This window comes from Nocardia sp. NPDC046473, from assembly GCF_040645995.1.
Taxonomy (GTDB): Bacteria; Actinomycetota; Actinomycetes; order Mycobacteriales; family Mycobacteriaceae; genus Nocardia.
This window is the reverse complement of the sequence record NZ_JBEYZJ010000006.1, coordinates 737,297-760,634: the sequence shown is the minus strand read 5'-3', so window position 1 is coordinate 760,634 and position 23,338 is coordinate 737,297. Positions and strand designations below refer to the sequence as shown.

At 67.6% G+C, this 23,338-nt stretch carries 20 protein-coding genes and 1 pseudogene; 9 read left to right on the top strand and 12 right to left on the bottom strand.

Annotated features, from left to right (window positions below):
• Positions 1-262: hypothetical protein (locus ABZ942_RS25025; RefSeq protein ID WP_357385835.1), on the bottom strand; the 262-nt coding region annotated here is incomplete at its 3' end.
• A 59-nt stretch (positions 263-321) separates the two neighbouring features.
• A complete protein-coding gene (pcrA, locus tag ABZ942_RS25020; protein WP_357385833.1) occupies positions 322-2,949 on the bottom strand; it encodes a DNA helicase PcrA in 2,628 nt (875 codons plus the stop codon).
• A 418-nt stretch (positions 2,950-3,367) separates the two neighbouring features.
• Here pcrA and ABZ942_RS25015 point away from each other — a divergent pair, with 418 nt between their 5' ends.
• The gene (locus tag ABZ942_RS25015) at positions 3,368-3,661 is read left to right on the top strand and encodes a chorismate mutase (protein WP_218471746.1); all 294 of its coding nucleotides are present in this window, start codon (positions 3,368-3,370) and stop codon (positions 3,659-3,661) included.
• 126 nt (positions 3,662-3,787) lie between these two features.
• On the opposite strand, the gene ABZ942_RS25010 is transcribed toward ABZ942_RS25015, so the two are convergent.
• On the bottom strand, positions 3,788-5,242 hold the full coding sequence (locus tag ABZ942_RS25010) for an NAD-dependent succinate-semialdehyde dehydrogenase (protein WP_357385922.1): 1,455 nt from the start codon (positions 5,240-5,242) through the stop codon (positions 3,788-3,790).
• Between the two features lie 94 nt (positions 5,243-5,336).
• Here ABZ942_RS25010 and pgi point away from each other — a divergent pair, with 94 nt between their 5' ends.
• Positions 5,337-6,974: a glucose-6-phosphate isomerase gene (pgi, locus tag ABZ942_RS25005; protein ID WP_357385831.1), complete on the top strand. Its 1,638-nt coding sequence runs from the start codon at positions 5,337-5,339 to the stop codon at positions 6,972-6,974.
• A gap of 6 nt (positions 6,975-6,980) precedes the next feature.
• On the opposite strand, the gene ABZ942_RS25000 is transcribed toward pgi, so the two are convergent.
• Positions 6,981-7,721, bottom strand: a complete 741-nt coding sequence (locus ABZ942_RS25000; RefSeq protein WP_357385920.1) for a nucleoside/nucleotide kinase family protein — start codon at positions 7,719-7,721, stop codon at positions 6,981-6,983.
• A gap of 71 nt (positions 7,722-7,792) precedes the next feature.
• On the opposite strand from ABZ942_RS25000, the gene ABZ942_RS24995 reads away from it, so the two are divergent.
• A complete protein-coding gene (locus tag ABZ942_RS24995; protein WP_357385829.1) occupies positions 7,793-8,197 on the top strand; it encodes a nuclear transport factor 2 family protein in 405 nt (134 codons plus the stop codon).
• A gap of 70 nt (positions 8,198-8,267) precedes the next feature.
• Here ABZ942_RS24995 and ABZ942_RS24990 read toward each other — a convergent pair whose 3' ends face one another.
• From ABZ942_RS24990 to ABZ942_RS24975, 4 genes and pseudogenes are all read right to left on the bottom strand, one after another.
• Positions 8,268-9,215, bottom strand: coding sequence for a M4 family metallopeptidase (locus ABZ942_RS24990; RefSeq protein WP_357385918.1), 948 nt, complete (start codon positions 9,213-9,215; stop codon positions 8,268-8,270).
• A gap of 291 nt (positions 9,216-9,506) precedes the next feature.
• A pseudogene (locus tag ABZ942_RS24985) lies at positions 9,507-9,887 on the bottom strand (hypothetical protein); the annotation flags it as partial.
• A gap of 431 nt (positions 9,888-10,318) precedes the next feature.
• Complete coding sequence (locus ABZ942_RS24980; RefSeq protein WP_357385827.1) at positions 10,319-11,938, bottom strand: acyl-CoA dehydrogenase family protein; 1,620 nt, start codon at positions 11,936-11,938, stop codon at positions 10,319-10,321.
• A complete protein-coding gene (locus tag ABZ942_RS24975) occupies positions 11,925-12,572 on the bottom strand; it encodes a TetR/AcrR family transcriptional regulator (RefSeq protein ID WP_357385826.1) in 648 nt (215 codons plus the stop codon). The genes ABZ942_RS24980 and ABZ942_RS24975 overlap by 14 nt, the downstream gene beginning before the upstream one ends.
• 94 nt (positions 12,573-12,666) lie before the next feature.
• Between ABZ942_RS24975 and ABZ942_RS24970 the strand changes: the two genes are divergently transcribed.
• Together ABZ942_RS24970 and ABZ942_RS24965 are read left to right on the top strand one after the other, a co-directional pair.
• Positions 12,667-13,428 (top strand): crotonase/enoyl-CoA hydratase family protein, encoded by a 762-nt coding sequence (locus ABZ942_RS24970; protein ID WP_357385824.1) that lies wholly within the window; start codon positions 12,667-12,669, stop codon positions 13,426-13,428.
• Positions 13,429-13,555: 127 nt separating this feature from the next.
• The gene (locus ABZ942_RS24965) at positions 13,556-14,860 is read left to right on the top strand and encodes a hypothetical protein (protein ID WP_357385916.1); all 1,305 of its coding nucleotides are present in this window, start codon (positions 13,556-13,558) and stop codon (positions 14,858-14,860) included.
• Positions 14,861-14,870: 10 nt separating this feature from the next.
• Here ABZ942_RS24965 and ABZ942_RS24960 read toward each other — a convergent pair whose 3' ends face one another.
• Entirely contained in the window at positions 14,871-16,070 is a 1,200-nt protein-coding gene (locus ABZ942_RS24960) for a helix-turn-helix domain-containing protein (RefSeq protein WP_357385822.1), read from the bottom strand.
• Positions 16,071-16,306: 236 nt separating this feature from the next.
• The gene (locus tag ABZ942_RS24955) at positions 16,307-16,999 is read right to left on the bottom strand and encodes a pyridoxamine 5'-phosphate oxidase family protein (protein ID WP_357385820.1); all 693 of its coding nucleotides are present in this window, start codon (positions 16,997-16,999) and stop codon (positions 16,307-16,309) included.
• Between the two features lie 80 nt (positions 17,000-17,079).
• Here ABZ942_RS24955 and ABZ942_RS24950 point away from each other — a divergent pair, with 80 nt between their 5' ends.
• The 4 genes from ABZ942_RS24950 to ABZ942_RS24935 are packed head-to-tail and all read left to right on the top strand — an operon-like array spanning position 17,080 to position 21,667.
• Positions 17,080-18,450: a PLP-dependent aminotransferase family protein gene (locus tag ABZ942_RS24950; protein ID WP_357385818.1), complete on the top strand. Its 1,371-nt coding sequence runs from the start codon at positions 17,080-17,082 to the stop codon at positions 18,448-18,450.
• Between the two features lie 10 nt (positions 18,451-18,460).
• Complete coding sequence (locus ABZ942_RS24945) at positions 18,461-18,706, top strand: DUF2630 family protein (RefSeq protein ID WP_357385816.1); 246 nt, start codon at positions 18,461-18,463, stop codon at positions 18,704-18,706.
• 5 nt (positions 18,707-18,711) lie between these two features.
• Positions 18,712-20,148, top strand: a complete 1,437-nt coding sequence (locus ABZ942_RS24940) for an NAD(P)/FAD-dependent oxidoreductase (protein WP_357385814.1) — start codon at positions 18,712-18,714, stop codon at positions 20,146-20,148.
• Positions 20,149-20,161: 13 nt separating this feature from the next.
• The gene (locus tag ABZ942_RS24935; protein WP_357385812.1) at positions 20,162-21,667 is read left to right on the top strand and encodes a carboxylesterase/lipase family protein; all 1,506 of its coding nucleotides are present in this window, start codon (positions 20,162-20,164) and stop codon (positions 21,665-21,667) included.
• Positions 21,668-21,678: 11 nt separating this feature from the next.
• Here ABZ942_RS24935 and ABZ942_RS24930 read toward each other — a convergent pair whose 3' ends face one another.
• Together ABZ942_RS24930 and cobF are read right to left on the bottom strand one after the other, a co-directional pair.
• Positions 21,679-22,548, bottom strand: coding sequence for a DNA-formamidopyrimidine glycosylase family protein (locus ABZ942_RS24930; protein WP_357385810.1), 870 nt, complete (start codon positions 22,546-22,548; stop codon positions 21,679-21,681).
• A gap of 40 nt (positions 22,549-22,588) precedes the next feature.
• The gene (cobF, locus tag ABZ942_RS24925) at positions 22,589-23,326 is read right to left on the bottom strand and encodes a precorrin-6A synthase (deacetylating) (RefSeq protein WP_357385808.1); all 738 of its coding nucleotides are present in this window, start codon (positions 23,324-23,326) and stop codon (positions 22,589-22,591) included.
• Positions 23,327-23,338: the final 12 nt, after the last annotated feature.

Genomic DNA, 23,338 nt, shown 5'->3' with positions numbered 1-23,338 from the left:
GGGTCCCCGGCTTTCTCTTCCGCAGCCTGTGATGGGCAACGCTCGAGTTCCAGCGTGAGGACTGGCTGTGGCCCGGTTGAAAGAGGCTGGGGAAACCGAGCCGAGTGTGGTCGTCGGTGCCGTCGAGCCGAGCCAACGGGTCGCTGGCGTCCTCGAGCCAAGCCAAGCCAAAGGGTCGTCGGGTGCCGCCGAGCCGAGCCGAACGGTCGTTGGCGTCATCGAGCCGAGCCAAAGGGTCGTTGGCGTCATCAAGCCGAGTCATATGGTCGCTGTTGAAGATCGTTTAACGACCATATGACTCGACTCGAAATGCTTACCGGGTCACAGCTTCACCAGTGTCCGGCTGTACTGGGGGATGAGGCGGATCTTGCCTGCGGTGCCGAAGTCGATGGTGACTGTCGCCAGGGGGCCGAAGCCCTCGGCGGCGACTACCTTGCCGAGTCCGTACTTGTCGTCGCTGACTCGGTCGCCTACGGCGAGAACGAGATTGGCGTTGTTGCGGGCGGCGCCGCCGGGGGCGGGGCGACGTGAGCTGCGGTCGCCGCCGCGTACACCGGGGCGCTGTTGCTCGGACCAGCCGTCGCCGCGGGTCCAGTCACGTTCCATTCGGTCGTCGTCACCGCGCCGGCGGATGCCGCGGGTGGCCGCGGAACCGGTCGGCTCGAGCCGCCGCCAGTCGATCAGGTGATCCGGAATCTCTTGTAGGAAGCGCGATTCCGGATTGGAGACGGGCTGACCCCAGCCGGAGCGCACCACCGCTCGGGTCAGGTACAGCCGCTTCCTGGCCCGGGTGATGCCGACGTAGGCGAGTCGGCGTTCCTCGGCCAGCTCGGTCGGATCGCCGAGCGCCCGCATGTGCGGGAATTGGCCGTCCTCCCAGCCGGTCACGAAGACGACCGGGAATTCCAGGCCCTTGGCGGTGTGCAGGGTCATCATCGTGACCACCCCGGTGCCCTCGTCCGGGATCTGGTCGGTGTCGGCCACCAGCGAGACCCGCTCCAGGAATGCGGCGAGCGAACCCGGATCCGGTTCACCCTCGGCCGCCTCCGGCACCAGTCCCTCTTCCCGGGCCGCCTCCGCGTTGTTGTGCGCCTCGGAGCTGAATTCCCGTGCGACGCTGACCAGTTCGTTGAGGTTGTCCAGCCGGGCGCCGTCCTGCGGATCGTCGGACGATTCCAGCTCGGCCCGGTAACCGGTGCGCTCCAGCACCGCGTCGACGACATTGCCGACGTCGGGGAAGTCGAGGTTCTCCTGTACGCCCGCCGCCCTGATCTCCTCCAGCAGGTCGAGGAATCCGGCGATCGCCCGCTGCGCCCTGGTGTTCAGCAGCGCGACCTTGCCGTCGGCCGCGTCCCGCAGCGCCGCGGCGAAGCCGATGCCACGCTGATCGGCGTGCACCGCAACGCACGCCTCGGCCCGATCACCGATGCCACGCCGCGGGGTGTTCAGGATCCGGCGCACGCTCACCGCGTCCTCCGGATTCTCCAGCACCCGCAGGTAGGCGACGATGTCGCGCACCTCCTTGCGCTCGTAGAACCGGACGCCGCCGACCACCTTGTACGGCAACCCCATTCGGATGAAGATCTCTTCCAGCGCACGGGAGTTGTTGTTGGTCCGGTAGAACACCGCGACGTCGCCGTAGTTGGCCTCGCCCTGATCGACCAGCTTGTCGATCTCGCGCGCGACGAACGCGGCCTCGTCGTGCTCGTTGTCGGCTACATACCCGGTGATCAGGTCGCCCTCGCCGGAATCGGTCCACAGCTTCTTGTCGCGCCGGTTCTCGTTGCGCGAAATCACCGCGTTCGCGGCGGACAGAATGTGCTGGGTGGAGCGGTAGTTCTGTTCCAGCAGAATGGTTTCCGCGTCCGGGAAGTCGCGCTCGAACTCCTCGATATTGCGGATGGTCGCGCCGCGGAAGGCGTAGATGGACTGATCCGCGTCGCCGACCACACACAGCTCGCTCGGCGGCGCCTGATCCTCGCTGGTCTCCGTGCGATGGTGACCGACCAGCTCGCGCACCAGAACGTACTGAGCGTGGTTGGTGTCCTGGTACTCGTCGACCAGCACGTGCCGGAACCGGCGCCGGTAGTACTCCGCGACCTGCGGATGGTGCTGCAACAGCGCCACCGTCTCACCGATCAGATCGTCGAAATCCAGCGCGTTCGCCGCGCGCAGCCGCCGTTGATATTCAACGTAGACGCGGGCGACCAAGGCGGGCAGTTCGGTTTCGTCGGACTCGGCATCCGCGACCGCCTGTTGCGGTCCGATCAGCTCGTTCTTCAGATTCGAGATGGCGGTCGACAGCAGCCGGGCCGTGTATTTCTTCGTGTCGATGTCGAAGTCGCGACTGACCATGGTGAGCAGTCGCCGCGAATCATCGGCATCGTAGATGGAGAAATTCGAATTCAGGCCGGGCAGCAGGGCCGCTTGCATGCGCAGGATGCGAACACAACTGGAGTGGAACGTAGACACCCACATGTTGTTCGCCCGCGGACCGACCAGGCCGATCACCCGCTCCCGCATCTCCGCAGCAGCCTTGTTGGTGAAGGTGATCGCGAGCACCTGGCCCGGCGTCACGCCACGGGCGGCAAGGAGGTAGGCGATACGCCTGGTGAGCACGGCGGTCTTACCGGAACCGGCACCCGCCACGATCAGCAGGGGTGCGCCACTGTGCACCACGGCGGCCCGCTGCTGCGGATTCAGGCCGTCGAGTAGCTGCTCGGCCTCCGCGGCACGCCGACGCTCCCGTTCGACACGCCGCTGTTCCAATTCGGGGGCCGACGGCGGTGGTTCGGGGACAGCGGCCCGCTGCGTTTCCCGCACCGCACGCACCTCCTCGAGCTGCCGGACCGCTGCGTCGGCGTTACCACCGGTGACCTGCGGTTTTTGTGTCGAATCCGGCTGCAGTGCGCGACCGGCCTGCGTCTTGGGAGCCACCGTGATGTCCATCGCCCATCCACGCTACCGGCGGACACCGACAGAGTTGAAGTCCCGGGTCATCCCAGTGTGCGGCCTCGCGCATTCGCGGCTGGCAAGCGCCCCTGGATCGGTACCACCCCGGCGAACGGAGGGTGAACTCCCCAGGCAGGCGCCGCGCGCCATTCCGTGTCCCGCTTCTCAGCAGATTCACAAAACGAAATGTTTTGCATACCTACCGGCCCGTGGCAGACTGGCGACATGATGAGTGCCCGCGCGATACATCCGTTTCGGTTACCGACCGGATATCGTGATCGCGGCACCTGTATCTGAGCGCACATCCTGGGGGACAATTCGATGGCCCTACCAGGTCTGTTTCACGGTGAAAGAACCGATCGGTAACGAGCCGGGCTCACCCGCCGATCCAGGTTCTGACACGAGGAGATGAATGATGAGCACCCCCGCCACAACGACCGGGTCCGATTCGGCGTTGCCGCAGAGCGACGCGGAGATCGACAAGCTCCGCAAGGAGATCGATCACCTCGATGCCGAGATCCTCGCCGCCATCAAGCGTCGCACGGAGATCTCCCGGATCATCGGTCGCACCCGGATGGCCTCTGGCGGGCCGCGCCTCGTACACAACCGTGAAATGAAGGTGCTGGAGCGATTCAGCGAACTCGGCCAGGAAGGCCACACGCTCGCCATGCTGCTGCTGCGCCTCGGCCGCGGCCGCCTCGGTCACTGACCGCCCTCCCCTGTCGGCCGCTGCACGCGGCCCTAGATCCATGCGGCAAAAAGCACGACAACCGCATCCCCAAGGCCGCCCCGGGTGTTCATCACCCCGGGGCGGTCGTTTCGTCTCTGCCTCGGCTCAGCTGAGCGCGATGTACTTGGTGGAGAGGTATTCCTCGATGCCCTCGGTGCCGCCCTCGCGGCCGAAGCCCGACGCCTTGACACCGCCGAAAGGTGCTGCGGGGTCGGAGATTACGCCGCGGTTGACGCCGACCATGCCGGACTCCAGCCCCTCGGCCACACGCAGCGCACGGTCCAAGTCGCGGGTGTAGACGTAACTGACCAGACCGAACTCGGTGTCGTTCGCCGCGGCGATGCCCTCTTCCTCGGTGGCGAAGCCGACGATCGGCGCGACCGGGCCGAACACCTCCTCGCGCAGGATCCTGGCCCGCGCCGGGATATCGCTGAGGATGGTGGCCGGGTAGAACCAGCCGGGACCGCCGGGCGCCTTGCCGCCGAGCCGCACCTGGGCGCCCGCCGTGACGGCGTCCTCGACCAGCTCGCTGACCGTGTTGAGCTGCTCCTCGTTGATCAGCGGGCCGAGGGTGGTGGCCGGATCCGTGCCGGGACCGAGGACCACGCTGCTCGACATCGCCTCGACGAACTTGCTGGTGAACTCCTCCAGCACCCCGTTCTGCACGTGGAACCGGTTGGCCGCGGTGCACGCCTCGCCGCCGTTGCGCAGCTTCGCCAGCATCGCGCCCTGCACGGCCGCGTCGATGTCCGCGTCGTCGAACACCACGAACGGCGCGTTGCCGCCGAGTTCCATCGACGTGCGCAGCAGCCCGCTCGCCGACTTCTCCACCAGCTTCTTGCCCACTTCGGTGGAGCCGGTGAAGGTGAGCTTGCGCAGCCGGGGATCGTCGAGCAGCGGCTGGGTCACCGCGCCGGAATGGCTCGACGTGATCACCGACAGCACGCCGTCGGGCAGCCCGGCCTCGCTGCACAACTTGGCGAGCAACAGCATGGTCAGCGGCGTCGCCGAGGCGGGCTTGACGATCATCGTGCAGCCGGCCGCGAGCGCGGGGCCGATCTTGCGGGTGCCCATGGCCAGCGGGAAGTTCCACGGCGTGATCGCCAGGCACGGCCCGACCGGCTGCTTGTGCACCATGATCCGGCCGGTGCCCGACGGCGCGTGCAGGTAGCGCCCGTGCACCCGGACAGCTTCCTCGCTGAACCACCGGAAGAACTCCGCGCCGTACTTCACCTCGTTGCGGCTCTCCGGCAGCGCCTTGCCCATTTCCAGGGTCATCAGCAGCGCGAATTCCTCGGCGCGCGCGGTGATCTGCTCGAAGACGGCGCGCAGGATCTCGCCGCGTTCCCGCGACGGCCGCGCGGCCCAGTCGGCCTGCACCGCGACGGCCGCGTCGAGCGCGCGCACCGCGTCTTCGGGTGTCGCGTCGGCGACCTGCGTCAGCACCTCCCCGGTGGCCGGATTGTGCACCGGAAAGGTGCCACCGCCGGTGGCGGCCACCGGCCCACCGATCCATAGTTGCGTCGGGACGGATTCGAGAACTTCGCGTTCGGACACCATGAGGCCAGCGTAGGCCGCGCCGCAGCGGATCTCACCGGGTCCGGCGGGGTGTTTGCCGTGCGCGGCCGTGGGACGGTGAGTAACCTCGGCGAACGTGAGCAGCGACATCACCGCCACGGCGGCCTGGCGGAAACTGCACGAACACTTCGACGGGATCGCGGGGCGGCACCTGCGGGAGCTCTTCGCCGACGACCCGTCGCGTGGCCGTGCGCTGACCATCGACGTAGCGGACCTGCACATCGACTTCAGCAAGCATCGGGTCTCGCGGGAAACGCTGCACCTGCTGGTCGAATTGGCGCGCGAGGCCAAGGTCGCCGAGCGCAGGGACGCGATGTACCGGGGCGAGCACATCAACACCTCGGAGGATCGCGCGGTCGCGCATATCGCGTTGCGGCTGCCCGAGGGCCAGGCGCTCACCGTGGATGGTGTCGACGCGGGCGCCGAGGTGCACGAGGTGCTGCGGCGGATGGGCGAGTTCACCGACGCGCTGCGCTCCGGTGACTGGCGCGGCGCCACCGGCGAACGCATCAGCACCGTGGTCAATATCGGCATCGGCGGGTCCGACCTCGGGCCGGTGATGGTGTACCAGGCGTTGCGGCACTACGCCGACGCGGGCATCGGCGCGCGGTTCGTCTCCAATGTCGATCCGGCCGATTTGGTGGCCGAACTCGACGGACTCGACCCTGCGACAACGTTGTTCATCGTTGCCTCGAAAACCTTCTCCACCCTGGAGACGCTGACCAACGCGACCGCCGCCCGGCGCTGGCTGGTCGCCGCGCTCGGCGAGGGCGCCGTCGCCAAGCATTTCGTCGCCGTCTCGACCAACGCGGAGAAGGTGGCCGAGTTCGGCATCGATACCGCCAACATGTTCGGCTTCTGGGACTGGGTGGGCGGGCGCTACTCGGTAGATTCCGCGATCGGCCTTTCGGTGATGGCGGCCATCGGCAAGGCGCGCTTCGCCGAGTTCCTCGCCGGAATGCATGCCGTGGACGAGCATTTCGCGAACGCGCCGCTGGAGGCGAACGCGCCGGTGCTGCTCGGTTTGCTGGGCGTCTGGTATTCGAACTTCTTCGGCGCGGAATCCCGTGCGGTGCTGCCGTATTCGAACGATCTGGCCCGCTTCCCCGCCTATCTGCAGCAGCTCACCATGGAGTCCAACGGTAAGTCGGTGCGCGCCGACGGCAGCCCGGTCACCACCTCCACCGGCGAAATCTTCTGGGGCGAACCGGGAACCAACGGCCAGCACGCCTTCTACCAACTGCTGCATCAGGGCACCCGGCTCATCCCGGCGGACTTCATCGGCTTCGCCCGCCCCACCGACGACCTGCCGACCCGTGACGGCACCGGCAGCATGCACGACCTGCTGATGAGCAACCTGTTCGCGCAGACCAAGGTGCTCGCGTTCGGCAAGACGGCGGAGGAGATCGCCGCGGAAGGCACCGACCCGAAGGTGGTGCCGCACAAGGTGATGCCGGGCAACCGGCCGAGTACCACCATCCTCGCGCCACAGCTCACGCCGTCGGTCGTGGGCCAGTTGATCGCGCTCTATGAGCATCAGGTGTTCGTCGAAGGCACCATCTGGGGTGTCGACAGCTTCGATCAGTGGGGTGTCGAGCTCGGCAAGCAGCAGGCGCTGGCGCTCGCACCACTGCTAACCTCCGCGGAAGAGCCTGAGCCGCAAGGAGACTCGTCCACCGATGCGCTGATCCGCTGGTACCGCGCCAAGAAGTAGCGGTACTCAGGGCCGTACGACGACGTCGTAGCGGCGGCCACGCTGGCGTAGCACCAGATCGGCTCGCGTCTTTGTGGTGCCGATCAGATCGGCGTTCAGCAGGTCGCTTTCGCGCACTTTGGTGCTGGCGGCCGCGGGCGTGCGGCCGCCGCGAATGTGGCGGCGCAGCAATCGATCCTCGAGCAGCCGACGCGGCGCGTCGAGGTACCAGCACTCGTCCAGCAGCTTGCGCACCGCTGACCATTCCCGGTCGCCGACATCGTCGAGCAGCAGGTAGTTGCCCTCGGTGAGCACTATCCGCTGCTGATCGAAGACGACGCCCGCGGGGACCGGAGCGTCGATGGCGCGGTCGAAGGTCGGCCACGGCACCGGTTCACCGATCGGGGTATCCCGGAGTCTGCGGAGGTTGTCGAGGAAGGCCGCGGTGTCGAAAGTATCCGGTTCGCCTTTGCGCGCAAGGTTTCCCGCGGCGCGCAGCACGTCGTTGCCGAGGTGGTAGCCGTCCATCGGCGCGATCTGGGCGATCGGCGACTCGGCGTTGAGCGCATTGCGAAGCCGGACCGACAGGGTGGACTTCCCCGCGCCGGGCGGTCCGACGATGCCGAGCAGATATCGGCCGCCGCCGTCCGCGTGCTCGCGCACCCGTCGGACCAGCGCGCTCAACGAAGTCTCGGCGTACGCCCTGTCCACCGCGTTACTGTACTGCCGGATCACCTCGTCGGCGGCCTCGATGACCGCCACATCCATGCCGATCACGCATGCCGAGCATGCGAGATTCTCGCTTGTCGCACCGATACGGCACTCTTACCGTCGATCGGGTGAGTGCGATCGAGAACAAGAAACTGCTGGAGCACATCTTCGAGCAGATGGCCGCGGGCAACACCAGCGCGCTGAGCGACGCGATGGCGGACGAGTTCCGCTGGGTGTTTCCGGGCGACTGGTCGTGGAGCGGCACCTGGGCGCCGAAAGTTGTTGTGCTGAAAGAACTTCTGCGTCCGCTGATGGCCCAGTTCACCGAATATCGAGTCGCCGCCGACTTCGTCATCGCGGCGGATGACCGTGTCGTGGTCCAAGCCCGCGGATACGGCCGCACAATTCGCGGCGACCGTTACGACCAAACCTACTGCTTCCTCTTCCGAGTAACCGACGGGCAATTGACGGAAGTCATCGAACACTGCGACACGGCACTGGTCGAGCGAGTGCTGGAAACAATCGCGGTCTAGCACACAAAAGAACATCTCACCGAGCTCGTGTCGAGCGCGGTGAGACGTTCGGTGTTACCGATAGCGATTGTTAGTCGCGAGTCGCCAGCTGCGGCAGCTTGGTGGCCTTGGTGGCGTTGGCCACCTGGACACAATCAGCGGCCGTTGTCCCCGCAGTGTTATTACGGACATTGGTGTTGCATGCGTTCTTCAGCGCGGTGGACAATGCGCCGTAGTTGGAATTGGACGACAGCAGGGTCTGCGTGGTCCAGTACAGCGCGGCGGTCTTCGGGATGCCGAGCCCGGTGACGGTCACGCCGTTGAGGGTGCCACCGTCGGTGATGATCGAGGCGGTCCGGTTGCCCACTCCGCTGTTGGTGTGGACGCCGCCACTGTCGCCGCTACCGGCGTACCAGTACTGGCCCTTGTAGGTGTCGGGATCCTGGTATGCCTTCGGGTTCTTCATATCCCGGATCACGCCGATGGAGCTGCACACGCCGAGCTTCCACCGATTGGCGGCAGTGTTGCACGGGTTGGCGGTGTCCACCAGGAAGGTGAGCTCGCCGAAGACGTCCGACATGGACTCGTTGATCGCGCCCGGCTCATTGCGGTAGACCAGACCGTTGGTGTGCTGGGTGACGCCGTGGGTCAGCTCGTGTGCGGTGATGTCCTCGGTGGTCAGACCCGAACCGTAGGCCATGTAGCTGCCGGACCAGAAGGCGTTCCGGTACGGGCATTCGGTGGTGGTGCACAGACGGACGGTGCCGCGCAGCGCTTTACCTTTGCCGTCACCGGTGTCCGACCCGATCAGGTTGGTCAGGTTGGCCACCTTGGTGTACTGCGCGTAGAACTGCTCGGTCTTGCCGAAGTAGTCGTAGATCTTGTCGACATCGGCGATTCCGCTGGCGGGCTGGCCTTCCGACCTGGTGGAACGGATGCTGCCGGTGCCACACCCGGCGTTGTTGGGGTCGATCCGCCGGTTGGCGTTGTCGCACACGACCCGGTTGAGGTTCTTGGTCTCACTCCAGCTGTCGAGCACCTTGCCGGTGTTGTTCGCGTCGACGAAGACGACCCAGGTCGAAGGCTCGCCCTTCTTCTCGGCGGTCGCACCGGTGATGTCGACCTTGAACGCGGGCACCGCCGTGCTCTGTGCCTCATCCTTGGCGGCCAGTTTCGCGTCGTACCAGTAGGCCTTCGTGTCGCTCACGGACAGCTTGTCGAGGGCCGTCTCGCTCTGCTCGGCAACCTTTTTCAGTGCCGCCTGCTGGATCTGGGCGGACGGCTGGGTCGTCGCGAACTTGCCCTGTGACTTCTTCGACAACGAGCCGGTCACCGAGATGAGCGAGCCGTCGGCCGTCAGCGACTGTGCCGCCGAGGCGCCGAATACCTGTACCTTGTCGATTTCCTGACGCAGTCGGACCGTGGATCCCTCACCAACTTGGAACACTGACTCCACGACCAGATTGCCTGCGGTTTCGCCATTTCCGCCGAGCGCCTTCTGCACACCGTTCGCGTGCGCTTCCGCCGCGGCCGGAGCTTCGGCGGCCGTTCCCGCGGGCGCCTTGATCGGCTCCTTGGGGACCACCTGCTGAACGGCGCCTTGCTGATCCGTAGTTACTTCTTTCGGCACGGCCGAAAGGTCGGAACCCGCCGGTGCTGATGGACTGGCCGGTGGCGCTCCGCTGGCACCAGGGCCGGACGCGAAGATCATTGCCCCGACAGCAATTATCGCAAAGGCGGTATTTCGTCCCGCCCGTTTATGTGTGGGTTTCATGACCAAGTAGAACCACATACGGGCGGGCAACTCGACTGGAGACGAGTACTGGGGAAAGCTGAGAATAGGCTGGTAATCTTCGAGCTATCACTGAATTCCGGCCCGTAAAATGTTATGCGCGAATATCTTTCGAATCAATTGCCGTCAGAGTGAGGTGAACAGTTTGTACGCAGACGCATGCCGAATCTCAATCGCGTTGATCTACGGCAGATCCCGCAGTGCTGACATCTAATGCACTCGCAGAGAACAGCTTTCGACCGCCAATGCCGCCCGGGTACGACGCTGTACCCACGACAAAGACCGACAACCGCGCCAACATTTCAACCAGAAATACTGCCGCCCAAGCTATTCCGACTGTCGAGGCACACTCACACCAGTGCCCGTTCCAGGATGGCTCCGGTGTTCACACCGGTCGGCAGAGTGCCGAAGGCGATGCCCCAATCGTCGCCGAGCCTGGTGGCGCAGAAGGCGTCGGCAACCGCCGGGTGACCGTGCCGGACCAGCTGCGCACCCTGTAGCACCAGGGCCATGAGCTCGACGATGCGACGGGCCCGGAACTCGATGTCGCTGAGGTCGGACAGTTCCTTGCCGACCCGCGTGATGGCGTCGTCGAGCCGCGGATTCTCGCCGCGGGCCAGCGAGACCTCGTTGAAGTACGCCTCGACGGTCTCCGGCTGACGCCCCATGGCGCGCAACGCGTCCAGCGCCGCGACATTGCCGGAACCCTCCCAGATGGACATCAGCGGCGCCTCCCGATAGAGCCGCGGCATGCCCGACTCCTCGGCATAACCGTTGCCGCCGAGGCATTCCAGCGCCTCGGCCGCATGCGACGGCGCCCGCTTGCACACCCAATACTTGGTGACCGCCAACGCGATGCGGCGCAGCGCCGCCTCGGCCGGGTCGCTGCCCGCGCGGTCGGTGGCGCCGGCCAGCCGCATCATCACCGTGGTGGCCGCGTCGGACTCGATCACCAAGTCCGCCAGCACATTCTGCATGGCGGGTTGATCGATCAGCTTGGCCCCGAACGCTTCTCGATACCGCGCGTGATGCGCGGCGAACACCACGCCGGTCCGCATGTTGGTCGCCGAGCCGATCACGCAGTCCAGCCTGGTCATGTTCACCATCTCGATGATGGTCTTCACTCCGGCGCCCTCCGCGCCGACCAGCCAGCCGGTGGCGTTCTCGTATTCGATCTCCGAGGACGCGTTGGACTTGTTGCCGAGCTTGTCCTTGAGCCGTTGGATGCGAATGGGATTGCGCGTTCCGTCCGGCAGCACCCTGGTGAGCAGGAAGCAGGACAGGCCGCCGGGCGCCTGGGCCAGCGTCAGAAACATGTCCGACATCGGGGCCGAGGTGAACCACTTGTGCCCGACGATCCGGTACGAGCCGTCGGGTTGCGGTGTCGCCGTCGTGGTGTTGGCGCGGACGTCGGAGCCGCCCTGCTTCTCGGTCATCGACATGCCCGCGATCAGCCCGGCCTTCGACGAGGGCTCGCGCAGGCCGAAGTCGTAGACCCGGGAACCCAGCAGCGGTTCGTATTTCGCCGACAGTTCCTTGTTGTGCCGCAACGCGGGCACCACGGCGTAGGTCATCGAGATGGGACACATGTGCCCGGCCTCGGCGGCGCCCCAGGTGAAGAACTTCGCCGCGCGCGCGACGTGCGTGCCCGGCCGGTCGTCCAGCCACGGCGAACCGTGCAGGCCGTGCGACACAGCGACATTCATCAGGTCGTGCCAGTGCGGGTGGAATTCCACCTCGTCGATCCGGTTGCCGTAACGGTCGTGCGTGTGCAGCACCGGCGGGTGCTCGTTGGCGAGACGTCCCCACTCCTGCGCCTCGGATCCGCCTGCCAGCACGCCGAGTTCGCGCACCTCGGCCTCGGCCCAGCCCGCGCCCTCGCGGTGCAGACCCTCGATCAGCGCCGGATTCCGCGAGACATCGAACGGTGCGATATCGGGTACCTGGTTGAAGACTTCATGCGTCTGCATCGGACACTCCTGACTCCTGGCGAGCGACTGCGCTCGACTCCGCGCGCACTCCGAGTGCGCGCAATGCGAAGGTAATGAGTTCTGGGATAACGGATTCCCCATGCGGCGCCGCGGCGAGCGGGCCGACAAGCACCTCGCCGATCGCGCCGACCAGCGCGGCCGCACTGGTCCGCGGATCCTGCGCGGGCAGCTCACCGCGCGAAACACCCTCCACGACAGCCGATTCGAAGGCCTCGGCGAAGGCGCGGCGGAAGTGCAGCCGCTCCGCGTCGACCACGGTATCGACGGGCTCGACGAGCAGCACGTAGGCGAGTTTCGGATTCTTCAGCGCGCGTCCGGCGAAGGTCTCCACCGCGGCGGTCACCCGCTCGATCGCGGTGCCGTCGGCGCTCGCGGCGACCACCGCGGCCACCTCCCAGGCAACCACTTTGCGGAATACCGCGCTGACCAGTTCTGCCTTACCCGCGAAGTTCTTGTAGACGGTTCCGGTGGCCACGCCGGCCTCGGCCGCGACGGCCGCCATGGAGAGCCCGGCGTAGCCGGCGCTGGACAGCACCTTGGTCGCGGCCTGCACGATCAGCCCCGCCTGCGCGTCCAGGCGGGCCTGCACGGCGGGGGTTCTGCGGTAGGCCATACAAGAAGTGAATCATGAATTCATTTCTTGCCACAAGGGGGGTTTTACGGCGTATGGTCGGGTCGTGTCAGAGTGGACCAGTGAAGGTGGAGTCATGAGTGTACGAATCGAGCGCAATGGACCGGTGACCACCGTGATCCTGCACCGGCCCGAAGCACGCAACGCGGTAGACGGGCCGACCGCGGCCGCGTTGGCCGACGCCTTCCGTGAGTTCGATGCCGATCCCGACGCGGCGGTGGCCGTGCTCTGGGGTGACGGCGGCACCTTCTGCGCGGGCGCCGACCTCAAGGGCCTCGGCACCGAGCGGTCCAACGTGGTCACCGAGGAGGGCGACGGCCCGATGGGGCCCACCAGGATGCGGCTGTCCAAGCCGGTGATCGCGGCGGTCTCCGGGTACGCGGTCGCGGGCGGGCTCGAGCTCGCGCTGTGGTGTGATCTGCGAGTTGCCGAGCAGGACAGCGTCTTCGGCGTGTTCTGCCGCCGCTGGGGCGTGCCGCTCATCGACGGCGGCACGTTGCGCCTGCCTCGGCTCATCGGCAGCAGCCGCGCCATGGACCTGGTACTCACCGGCCGTCCCGTCGACGCCGCCGAGGCGCTGCAGATCGGCCTGGCGAACCGCGTCGTTCCGACCGGCGAAGCTCGCAGTGCCGCAGAACAACTCGCCGCCGAACTGGCCGCGCTGCCGCAAGCGTGTCTGCGCTCGGACCGCATGTCGCTGCTGGAACAGGACGGCATGGACGAGGAGACCGCGCTGCGCAACGAACTCCGGCACGGCATGACCGCACTGACCAACGGTGCACTCGACGGAGCCCAGCGCTTCGCCTCCGGTGCGGGTCGGCACGGCGCGCGGGCGTGACCGGGCGAGCCGACGACACGGCGGGCCATGGGGCACGATGGTACCGAGTCGTGCGTGCGCTCGATGAAACAACCACGGGCGCAGCGCAACCGAGCGTAGTCGAGAGCGAGGGGTAGTCGTGCGCCCGATGGGCCGGTTGAGCGTCGTCGACGAGATCTTCCTGCGTACCCACCGTGGCCTCGGCACTCCCATTGCGCTGCAAGGTTTGTGGCGTACGGCCGACCGCATCGACCCGGCGCTACTGCACGAGGTACACACGGCACTGAGCACCGGGCCGTTGGGGCGGCGGGTAATTCGACCACGGGTGCCGGGCTCCAGACGTTCGTGGCAGCGCAACACCCGCGCTTATCCGCTCTCATTCACCGATCAGCCGATCGCCACTACAGCACTCATGGCATGGGCCGATGCACAAGGCACCGACCTCGACCCTGAGTTCGGTCCCGGTTGGCGACTGGCCGCCATCGCGCTGGACGATGGCGGTTTCCTTGTCTCCCTTACCTGTTCGCATGCTCTAGCAGATGGGCGGGCATTAGTACTTGCGGCGGATGACGCACTCGGCGGTACATCCTTGACCGCCGATGCCACGGCACCGAGCACAGCCCGGGAAAACTCAGCACATCGCGACACCACATCCCGCTCAGCTTCGACCACACCCGAATCGGACTGGGCTGACGCGAGCAGGCAGTGGTCGATCGTATTGCGCGGTACCGCAAAGGCGTTGCGCCGTGGGATTCCCGACCAACCGCACCAAGCGACGGGTCGCGACCGCACCGATGCGCCGGCTCCGGTGCAGACGCACGGCGCGATACTCCAATGCACCGTGGCCGATTGGGACCGCGTGGCTGCCACACAAGACGGCACCGCCAACAGCCTGTTCATCTCACTGATAGCAAATATGCTGTGGTCCAGCGGTTTCCAGCCCGACGCGATCGACGCCAGCCTGCCGGTCGACACTCGCGACGAACCCCGCGTCGACAACGATCTCGCGATGACCGACATCACCATCGACCGCACCGACACCCCCTCGACGATCCGCGAGAAGTCACGCGCCGCTTACGAACGCCGCATGTCCAGCCCTGGCGGCATGCCCGAGGAACTGCTCCAGGTGATCCCGGACCGCTGGGCCTACGCGTTGTCCAAAGGCGCCGGTGAACGAGACATCCTGTGCTCCAACATCGGAACCCTGCCCGCCGCCCTGCGCACCCTGGGGCCGCACCGCTGCCTCGGCGTCGCCGCTCGCGCCATTCATCCCGGCATCACCGTCGCACAGCTCCCAAGGACCCGTCTGTCCGGCTACCTGTGCCGTATCGCCGACGACTACATCCTGTCCCTGGTCAGCCTCGACCCGAAGCGGATCGAATCCCCCACCGAACTAACAGGTTTAGCGCAGCAGACCCTACTGAACGCCGACCTTCGCGTTCGTGCTTGGTGACATCACACCGTTACTCCATCGCGTCGATATCGCTGGCCGTGAGGGCGGCCGCAAAGAGCTGGGCATGGTCCGGCCGGTTGGGATCGTAACCGGTCACCTTGCCGATCCGGTTGAGCCGGTAGTTGAGCGTATTGCGGTGCACGACAAGGGCAGCGGCAGCCTGCTGCCGGTTGTAGTCGTTGTCGATGAGCGCCCGCAGCGCCTCCAGCAGGTGCGGCTGGTCCCGCAGCGGGTTCAACAACGTGAGCAACCAGGTGCGCGCGGGACCTGGCCGCGCGAGTTGGTATTGCAGCGCCAAATCGGCCATCCGATACACCGCCGTCGGACGACGGAGTTGATAAGCGAGCCTGGCGATTTCACCCGCTTCCTCGGCCGCCGCGGGCACGTCGGCCACACCGGCCGCCGTCGCGAATCCGGCGACCGTCCGCACACCGGTACCCTGCGCGACCCGGCTGACGAAAACGTCCAGGGCAGTGCCGAATTCACCCTCTCCACCCGGCACGAGCAACACCCCACCGCCGCGCTCGACCGTGCTCAGCACCCGGCTGGACACCGCATCGATCTCGGTCTGCACAATCCGCAGCACCGGACGATTTCCACCCGCCGAATCCGCCTCGGCCACCCGGAAAACGAGCACGTCGAACCCGCCCTCCAGCGAGATCCCGAACCGCTCGGCAAGCAGATCCACGGGCGTGCCGCGCACCAGCGCCTGCGCCACCGCGCGTTTGGCCTCGCGCTGTTCCCAGTGCAGATCCTGGCGCTCGCGCAGGTACGCACCCGCGACGCCGGGTGTCACCGCCCCGAGATAGCCGAGCACGTAAGGCACTGCCGCCAAGAGCTGTTCGCGCTGTTCGGGTGTCGTCGCCTGCGCGGACACCGAGTTCCACGCGGCGATCGCGCCGTGGTGATAGACCGAAAGCACGGTGTCGAGCGGGATCCCGGCCCTGGCTCGCCGGACGGCGATGTCGATCAGTTCGGTCAACTCGTCCGCCCGCGGCGCCCGGCCCTCGGCCAGCGACCGCAGGAACAACCGCAGATTCGCCTCGGCGGCCAGCGGTAGGTCCCGGCCGCCCTTGTCGGCGGACAGCTCCCGATACGAGGGCACCTCACCGAACACCCCGGCCAGGATGTCGCGGGCGACCTCCGGCAACGATTCCCGCACATAGTCGGAGAAGTCGGCCAGCGGAGCAGGATCGGAGGCAGCAGTCACCCGCACATTGTTTGCATAAACAAACCGTTCCGCACAATAGGCAGTTCCGGCCAACATATTTAGTGCATGCGCCCAAGACTCAGCCCCGTCGGATGCACAAAGAACCGGCCGAATTCCGTTGCGCCCGAACCTTGACCGCACCGTCTTACGTCTCCGCACGCCCCTTGCCGATCTCGTGCCGATAGCCGACCAGCACCTATCCGGCTACACCCGGGTAACCAGATTCCGTGTCGAACTCACTGCACCGGGATGCGGCTGGGCGCCGTCCGCGCGAGCACGTCGTTCGGTACCGCGAGCCCCGGCTCGAGGTCCGCCGAATCGATCGGCTCGCCCCACACCTGGCGCATCGGCAGCACACCCGCCCACACACCCCCGTGCTCGATGTCCGCCGGATCGTCCTTGGGACCGCCATCCCTGACCTTCACCGAGGCCTCGGTCAGGTCGAGCGCGAGCACGATGGTGGCGGCCAACTCCTTCTTGTTCGGCGACCGCACCCGCGACCAGGCACCCGGCGCGGCATGCTCGGTGATCACCTCGAGCGCGTGCAGCCGCTCCGCGGGGTCGGTGACCTCCACCGCTCGGCCGTGCACCACTGCCGAGCGGAAGTTCATCGAGAAGTGGAACGCCGAGCGGGCATAGACGACGCCGTCGACCAGAGTGACCGCGACCGAGATGTCCCCGGCCAGCGCGGCGCGCAGATTGCCAGCGCCGGTCGAACCGTGCACGTAGAGGGTGTCGCCGTCGCGTCCGTAGATGGTCGGCAGCACGACCGGCGCGCCGCCGAGCAGCACGCCGAGGTGGCAGACCAGGCCTGCGTCGAGGACCGCGTCCAGGTCCGCGCGCTCAGTGCGCGCTCGTTCCTTCGACCGCGTCAGTGTGCTGCGCGGGGTCGGCGAGAGCGGGGTCCTGGGGTCGGCCGATTGGGTCATATGACCAGGATCGGGTCGCGAGTGGCATTATGAAAGTGCCAATTCAAGGAAATTCGTACAGTCCATTCGCGAGGTGACCGTTGCTCGATGAACTACCCCTCCTCCTCGACCGCGAGCTGCCCGAGCCGCTGTCGGTGCAGGTCGCCGACGGTTTACGGGCGGCGGCAAGCAATGGGCTGCTGCGCGGCGGCGACCGGTTGCCGTCGTCGCGCTCCCTCGCCGAGCGGCTCGGCGTGAGCCGCACCGTGGTGGCCGCCGCCTTCGATCAGCTGCACGCCGAGGGCTGGATCAGCGGCAAACGCGGTTCGGGTACCTACTTGACGACCACACCGCCCGCCGCGCCACTGCGCACGCTGCACCCGCACGGCACGGGCGCCGGTCCGGCACTGCTGGACCTGCAGCCCGGCGCGCCGTGTGTCGACGCGATCGACCGGCCCGCCTGGCGGCGCGCCTGGCGGGCCGCCGCCGACCTGTCCCCGCTGGTGCGCCGAGACCGCGCGGGCGAGCCGGAGTTCCGGGCGGCGATCATCGAACACCTGCTCCGGCATCGCGGTCTCGGCGCGGGCAGTGAAACCACGGTCCTCGCTACGGCCGGAACCAGTTCCGCCATAGGCGAACTCGCCGCTGCACTGCTGTCCCCCGGCGACGCCGTCGCCATCGAGGACCCCGGATATCAGCGTGCCGCAGGGGCTTTCGCGGCGGCCGGTGTCCGGGTGCTGCCTGTACAGGTCGACGCGCACGGCCTGCGCGTCGACCTGCTGCCACCGCACATCAAGGCCGTGTTCTGCACACCGGCACACCAGTTTCCGCTCGGCGCCCGGTTGCCCGCCGCGCGCCGGGTCGCGCTCGTCGAGCACGCCCGGCGCGCCGGACTGCTGATCATCGAGGACGACTACGACGGCGAATTGCGTTACGACACAGCGCCGTTGCCGTTGCTGGCCGCGATGGCGCCGGACGTGGTCGTGCATCTCGGCACCACCAGCAAGATCCTCTCGCCGAGCCTCGGCGTCGGCTGGCTGGTCGCCGCGCCGGAGATCGCCGACGCGGTCGTCGCGCATCGGCTACGGACCGGGACCAGTCCCAGCCCGGCGGGCCAACAGGTGTTCGTTTCCTTCGCCGCGCACGGCGACCTGGCCAGGCACCTGCGCCGACTGCGCCGCGAGTTACCGCCGCGCCGGGCACTCATGGTGACCGAGCTGCGCCGCCGCGGGCTCGACGTACTCGGCGACGACGCGGGCTCACACGTGGTGGTGCCGCTCGCCTCGGCCGAAGCGGAGCAACGCAGCGTCGACGCGGCCCGCGCCCAGGGCGTAGCGCTCGACCCGCTCGCCCGCTACCACCTCGGCCCGCAGCGCAGGCATTTCGGCGTCACGCTCGGTTACACCGCGCTGTCCTGGCCCGACCTGGCCACGGCGGTGCCGATCGCCGCCGCGTGCCTCGCGCGGCCGTAGCATGGTCGCCATGACCGAACAGGACGTGTTGGCCCGCATCAAGGCACTGGTCGACCAGGAGCACGAGCTGCGCGCGCAGGCCGCCAAAGGCGAGCTCGACCCCAAGGCCGAACGCCAGCAGCTCGCCGAGCTCGAGGTGATGCTGGACCAGGCCTGGGACCTGCTGCGGCACCGCAGGGCGCGGATCGATCAGGGCCAGTCGCCGGATACCGCCGAACCGAGCTCCGCCGGTCAGGTCGAGGGCTACCTGCAATAACCACCATGCCGAGCTCACCTACCGAATACGACGTCATCGTGATCGGTGGCGGCCCGGCCGGCGAGAACGCCGCCGACTACGCCATCGCCGGGAGCGAACGCACCGCCGTGATCGTGGAACGCGAACTCGTCGGCGGCGAATGCTCCTATTGGGCCTGCGTTCCGAGCAAAGCGCTGCTGCGGCCCGGCCACGTGCTCGCCGCCGCGCAGGGGATGGACGGACTCAACGCGACCGGCCTCGACGTCGAGGCGGTGCTGCGGCGACGCGACTACTTCGTCAGCAACCACGACGACGCGTCGCAGGTGAAATGGGCCCGCGACCATCGCATCGACGTCGTCCGCGGTACCGGGCGGCTCGTCGGCGAGCGTCAGGTGGCGGTCGACGGTCAGGTGCTGCGCGCCAGGCACGCGGTGGTGCTGGCCACCGGCACCAAGGCGAGCATCCCGGACGTGCCCGGCCTGCGCGACGCGCTGCCGTGGATTTCCCGCGACGCCACCAACCTGCACGAGGTGCCCGGCCGCGTGGTGATCATCGGCGGCGGCGTGGTGGCCTGCGAGGCGGCGACCTGGTTGGCCACGCTCGGCGCGGACGTCAGCATGATTGTGCGCGGCAAAGCGGTGCTCGCCAACGCCGAACCGTTCGCGAGCGAACGCGTGCTCGCAGGGCTGCGGGGCAGTGGCGTGCACGTCCTGCTCAACACCGAACCGACAAGCGTGCACCGACCCGACGCCAAGGACACCGGCGAGGGACGGATCCACGGCGGCGCGGTCACCGTGCAACTGCGCAGCGCGGCGGGCGACACCGAGATCGAGGCCGACGAGATCATCGTGGCCGCCGGGCGCACACCGGCGACCGCGGGCCTCGGCCTGGACTCCGTCGGTCTGAAGGACGGCTATGTGCAGGTCGACGATCAGCTGACCGCGCGTGACGTGGACGGCGACTGGCTGTACTGCGTCGGCGATCTGAATCACCGTGCCGCCCTTACCCATATGGGCAAATACCAGGCCAGGGTGTGCGGCGACGTGATCGCAGCCCGCGCGGAGGGCAGGCCACTCACCGATGCCAGGTTCACCGCAAGCGCGGACCACGGGCAGGTCCCGCAGGTGGTGTACACCGCGCCGGAGGTCGCGTCCGTCGGACTGACCGAGGCGGCGGCCCGGGACGCGGGCCATACCGTGGAAACAGTGGAGCTCGACATCGCGGTGGCCGGTTCCTCGTTGGCGCGCAATGACTTCGCTGGCCACGCGAAGCTGGTCATCGACACCGCCACCGACACGTTGCTCGGCGCCACCTTCGTCGGCCCGGAGGCGGGCGAACAGCTGCACGCGGCCACCATCGCGGTGGTCGGCAAGGTGCCGTTGGCAACCCTGTGGCACGCGGTACCCGCGTTTCCCGCGGTGAGCGAGTTCTGGTTACGCCTGTTGGAGACACGGCGCGCGTAAGTACCATTGGCGGATGGTGGCATCGACAGATATCCAAACCGCCGACGGAGTCGTTCGCGGTCGTCGCGGCCGCCGCGTATCGCGCTGGCGGTCCCTGCCCTACGCGGCCGCGCCGGTGGGTGACTTGCGTTTTCGGGCACCGCAACCGGTGACGCCGTGGGCCGGGGTGCGGGAGAGCACCGAGTTCGGTTTCGCCGCGATGCAGCATCGGGCGGGCGCACGCATCGGCCCGCGCGAGTACCAGCCGACCAACGAGGACTCGCTGACACTGAATGTCACCGCGCCGGTGACGCCGTCGGACAAGCCGCGCCCGGTGCTGGTGTTCATCCACGGCGGCGGCTACCTCACCGGTACGTCGGCGCTCGGGCTGTACTCCGGCGCACGCCTTGCGGTACGCGGGGACGCGGTGCTGGTGTCGCTGAACTATCGGCTCGGCGCGTTCGGCTATGTCGATTTCGGTGAATTCTCCACGCCGGAACATATTTTCGAGTCGAACCTGGGTTTGCGCGATCAGGTGGCCGCGCTAGAGTGGGTGCGCACCAATATCGCCGCGTTCGGCGGCGATCCCGGCAACGTCACCATCTTCGGCGAATCAGCGGGCGCACACGCCGTACTCAGCCTGCTCGCCACGCCCGCCGCGAAAGGTCTTTTCCACCAGGCTATTTCGCAAAGCCCACCCGCGGACTGGGCGATGACCGCCGACGATGCGCGCCTGTTTGCCCGGCGCTGCGTCGAGGCGCTCGGCAGCACACCGGACCAGGCCGCGAACGCACTGCGCACCGCGAGCGCCAACGACATTCGGCGCGCCGTCGACCGCACCAGCAACCGGGTACTGCGCGAACGGCGCGGCCTGTTCCCGATTTCCCCGGTGGTCGACGGTGTCGTGCTGCCGCAGGCCCCGATCGATGCGATCACCGACGGCAACGCCCACCGGGTACCGCTCATCATCGGCACGAACCGCGACGAAGGCACGCTGTTCGCGAAGTTCGCGGATTCGCTGCCGACCACGCCGGACCGGCTGCGCGCCGCACTATCCGACGACGAATCCGAATCCCGGATCGCCGCAGCCTATCCCGGCTATCCGGACGCGAAGGCCGCCGTGCGCGCCGGTGGCGACTTCGTCTTCTGGCGCCCGTCGGTCACCGTCATGGCGGGGCACAGCCGACACGCCCCCACCTACGCCTACCGCTACGACTTCGCCCCGCGTGCAATGCGTCTCGCGGGTCTCGGCGCCACCCACGCCGCCGACCTCATTCCGGTCTTCGGCGGCGGCGATTCGACGTTCGGCCGGGCCATCACCGCCGCGGGCGGCCGTCGCGGGCTGCAGTCCGTCACCAGCCAATTCCAGGACAACTGGCTCGAATTCGCCCGCACCGGCGCACCGCTGCCCTCGTGGCCCGCCTACTCCGAATCCCGCCGCAGCACCCTGATCATCGATGCCACCACCCGGCTGGAACACGACCCGGACAAGGCGAAACGTCTTGCTTGGCAAGGTATCCGCGTACCGACCATGACCTGACGTCGGCAGTCCTACTTGAGCAGCCGCGACATCCGCCGGTCGGCCAGGATCTTGCCACCGGTCTGACAGGTCGGGCAGTACTGGAAGGAACGCTCGGCGTAGGACACCTCACGCACGGTGTCGCCGCAGACCGGGCACGGCAGTCCGGTGCGTGCGTGTACCTGCATGCCGGAACGCTTTTCGCCCTTGAGCCGGGCGGCGTCCTGACCTGACGAACGCTGCACGGCATCGGCGAGCACACTGCGCATGACCGCGTACAGCTCGGGGCCTTTGTTCGCGGCAAGGGTTTTCGTGTTGGCGAACGGGGAGATCTTCGCCGTGTGCAGGATTTCGTCGGAGTAGGCGTTGCCGATGCCGGCCAGCAGCGTCTGGTCGACGATCGCGGTCTTGATCCGCTGCGAGGTGCCGCCCAGGATCGCGATGAACTCCGCCTCGGTCACCTCGAGTGCGTCCGGCCCGAGCCGCGCGATGCCGGGCACCAGCTTCGGGTCGTCGACGATGTAGACCGCGAGCCGCTTCTTGGTGCCCGCCTCGGTGAGATCGAAGGCGGGCGTCGCACCCTCCGGGGTGAAGAAATGCACCCGCAATGCCAGCGGGCTCTTGCCGCCCGGCTTCGGCGGTGTCTGGCTCGGCTCGTCGATCCAGCGCAGCCAGCCACCCCGGGACAGGTGCGTGATCAGCCACAACCCGCCGCAGTCCATTCCGAGAAACTTTCCCCAGCGCCCGGCCCCGGTCACGTCCCGGCCGGACAGCGCGGTCACCGGCGGATCGAAGGTCTTCACGGCGCTCAACGCCGCTACGTCCACGCGCCCCACCACCGCGCCGACCGCGTGTTCCCGCAGAAACTGCGCCAGCGCCGCTACTTCCGGTAGTTCGGGCACCTGCTCAGGCTACCGGCCGATACCGACAAGAGCAGGGCAGTCAGCTCCGACTGAGCAGGTAGATGTCCATGATCCAGCCTTTTTCGGCGCGCAGCCCGGCGCGGCGTTCGACGATCTGCTGCTCCACTTCGCGCAGCGGGCCCTCGATCAGCGTTTCGTCCGGCATGCCGAGATAGGCGCCCCACCAGATGTGCACATCCGTGCCGGGGACCTCCGTGAATGAGCAGTCGCCGTCCAGCATCACCACCGCGGCATCGGCGAGCCCCTCCTCGCGCAGCCGCCTGCCGGTGGTGATGTGCACCGGTTCGCCGATGCGATGCAGCACGATCCGATGCCGCGCGGCCAGCGCTTGCACGCTGGTCACGCCGGGGATCACCGCGTAATCGAACTGCGTCGTCCCGCGCGCGAGCACCCGTTCGATCATCCGCAGGGTGCTGTCGTAGAGCGACGGATCGCCCCACACCAGAATGCCGCCGACCCCGTCGGCCTGCGCGAAAGCCGCTTCCAGCGCCGCGGAGCGCCGCTCGTGCCAGTCCTCGACGACGCCCTGATAGTCGGTGGGCGCCCGATCCCGTGGCGGGTCCGCGATCTCCACGATCCGATACGGCCGATCGACGTGCTCGGCCAGGATCGCGGTCCGCACCTCGACCAGCTCCCGCTTCTCGGCGCCCTTGCCGATGACGAAGAACACCTCGACCTGCCGCATCGCCTTGATGGCCTGCACCGTCACCTGGTCCGGGTCGCCCGCGCCGATGCCGATCACATAGAGCTTGCGCATGCGGCGAGCTTG

What these genes read in the sequence shown, in the direction of transcription:
- ABZ942_RS24935 (WP_357385812.1), top strand. Translation starts at nt 20,162, where the DNA reads ATGGTGGCATCGACAGATATCCAAACCGCCGACGGAGTCGTTCGCGGT.
- ABZ942_RS24965 (WP_357385916.1), top strand. Translation starts at nt 13,556, where the DNA reads ATGGGCCGGTTGAGCGTCGTCGACGAGATCTTCCTGCGTACCCACCGT.
- ABZ942_RS24970 (WP_357385824.1), top strand. Translation starts at nt 12,667, where the DNA reads ATGAGTGTACGAATCGAGCGCAATGGACCGGTGACCACCGTGATCCTG.
- cobF (WP_357385808.1), bottom strand. Translation starts at nt 23,326, where the DNA reads ATGCGCAAGCTCTATGTGATCGGCATCGGCGCGGGCGACCCGGACCAG.
- ABZ942_RS24975 (WP_357385826.1), bottom strand. Translation starts at nt 12,572, where the DNA reads ATGGCCTACCGCAGAACCCCCGCCGTGCAGGCCCGCCTGGACGCGCAG.
- ABZ942_RS25010 (WP_357385922.1), bottom strand. Translation starts at nt 5,242, where the DNA reads ATGGTGTCCGAACGCGAAGTTCTCGAATCCGTCCCGACGCAACTATGG.
- ABZ942_RS24940 (WP_357385814.1), top strand. Translation starts at nt 18,712, where the DNA reads ATGCCGAGCTCACCTACCGAATACGACGTCATCGTGATCGGTGGCGGC.
- pcrA (WP_357385833.1), bottom strand. Translation starts at nt 2,949, where the DNA reads ATGGACATCACGGTGGCTCCCAAGACGCAGGCCGGTCGCGCACTGCAG.
- ABZ942_RS25015 (WP_218471746.1), top strand. Translation starts at nt 3,368, where the DNA reads ATGAGCACCCCCGCCACAACGACCGGGTCCGATTCGGCGTTGCCGCAG.
- ABZ942_RS24980 (WP_357385827.1), bottom strand. Translation starts at nt 11,938, where the DNA reads ATGCAGACGCATGAAGTCTTCAACCAGGTACCCGATATCGCACCGTTC.
- ABZ942_RS24945 (WP_357385816.1), top strand. Translation starts at nt 18,461, where the DNA reads ATGACCGAACAGGACGTGTTGGCCCGCATCAAGGCACTGGTCGACCAG.
- ABZ942_RS25000 (WP_357385920.1), bottom strand. Translation starts at nt 7,721, where the DNA reads ATGGATGTGGCGGTCATCGAGGCCGCCGACGAGGTGATCCGGCAGTAC.
- ABZ942_RS24955 (WP_357385820.1), bottom strand. Translation starts at nt 16,999, where the DNA reads ATGACCCAATCGGCCGACCCCAGGACCCCGCTCTCGCCGACCCCGCGC.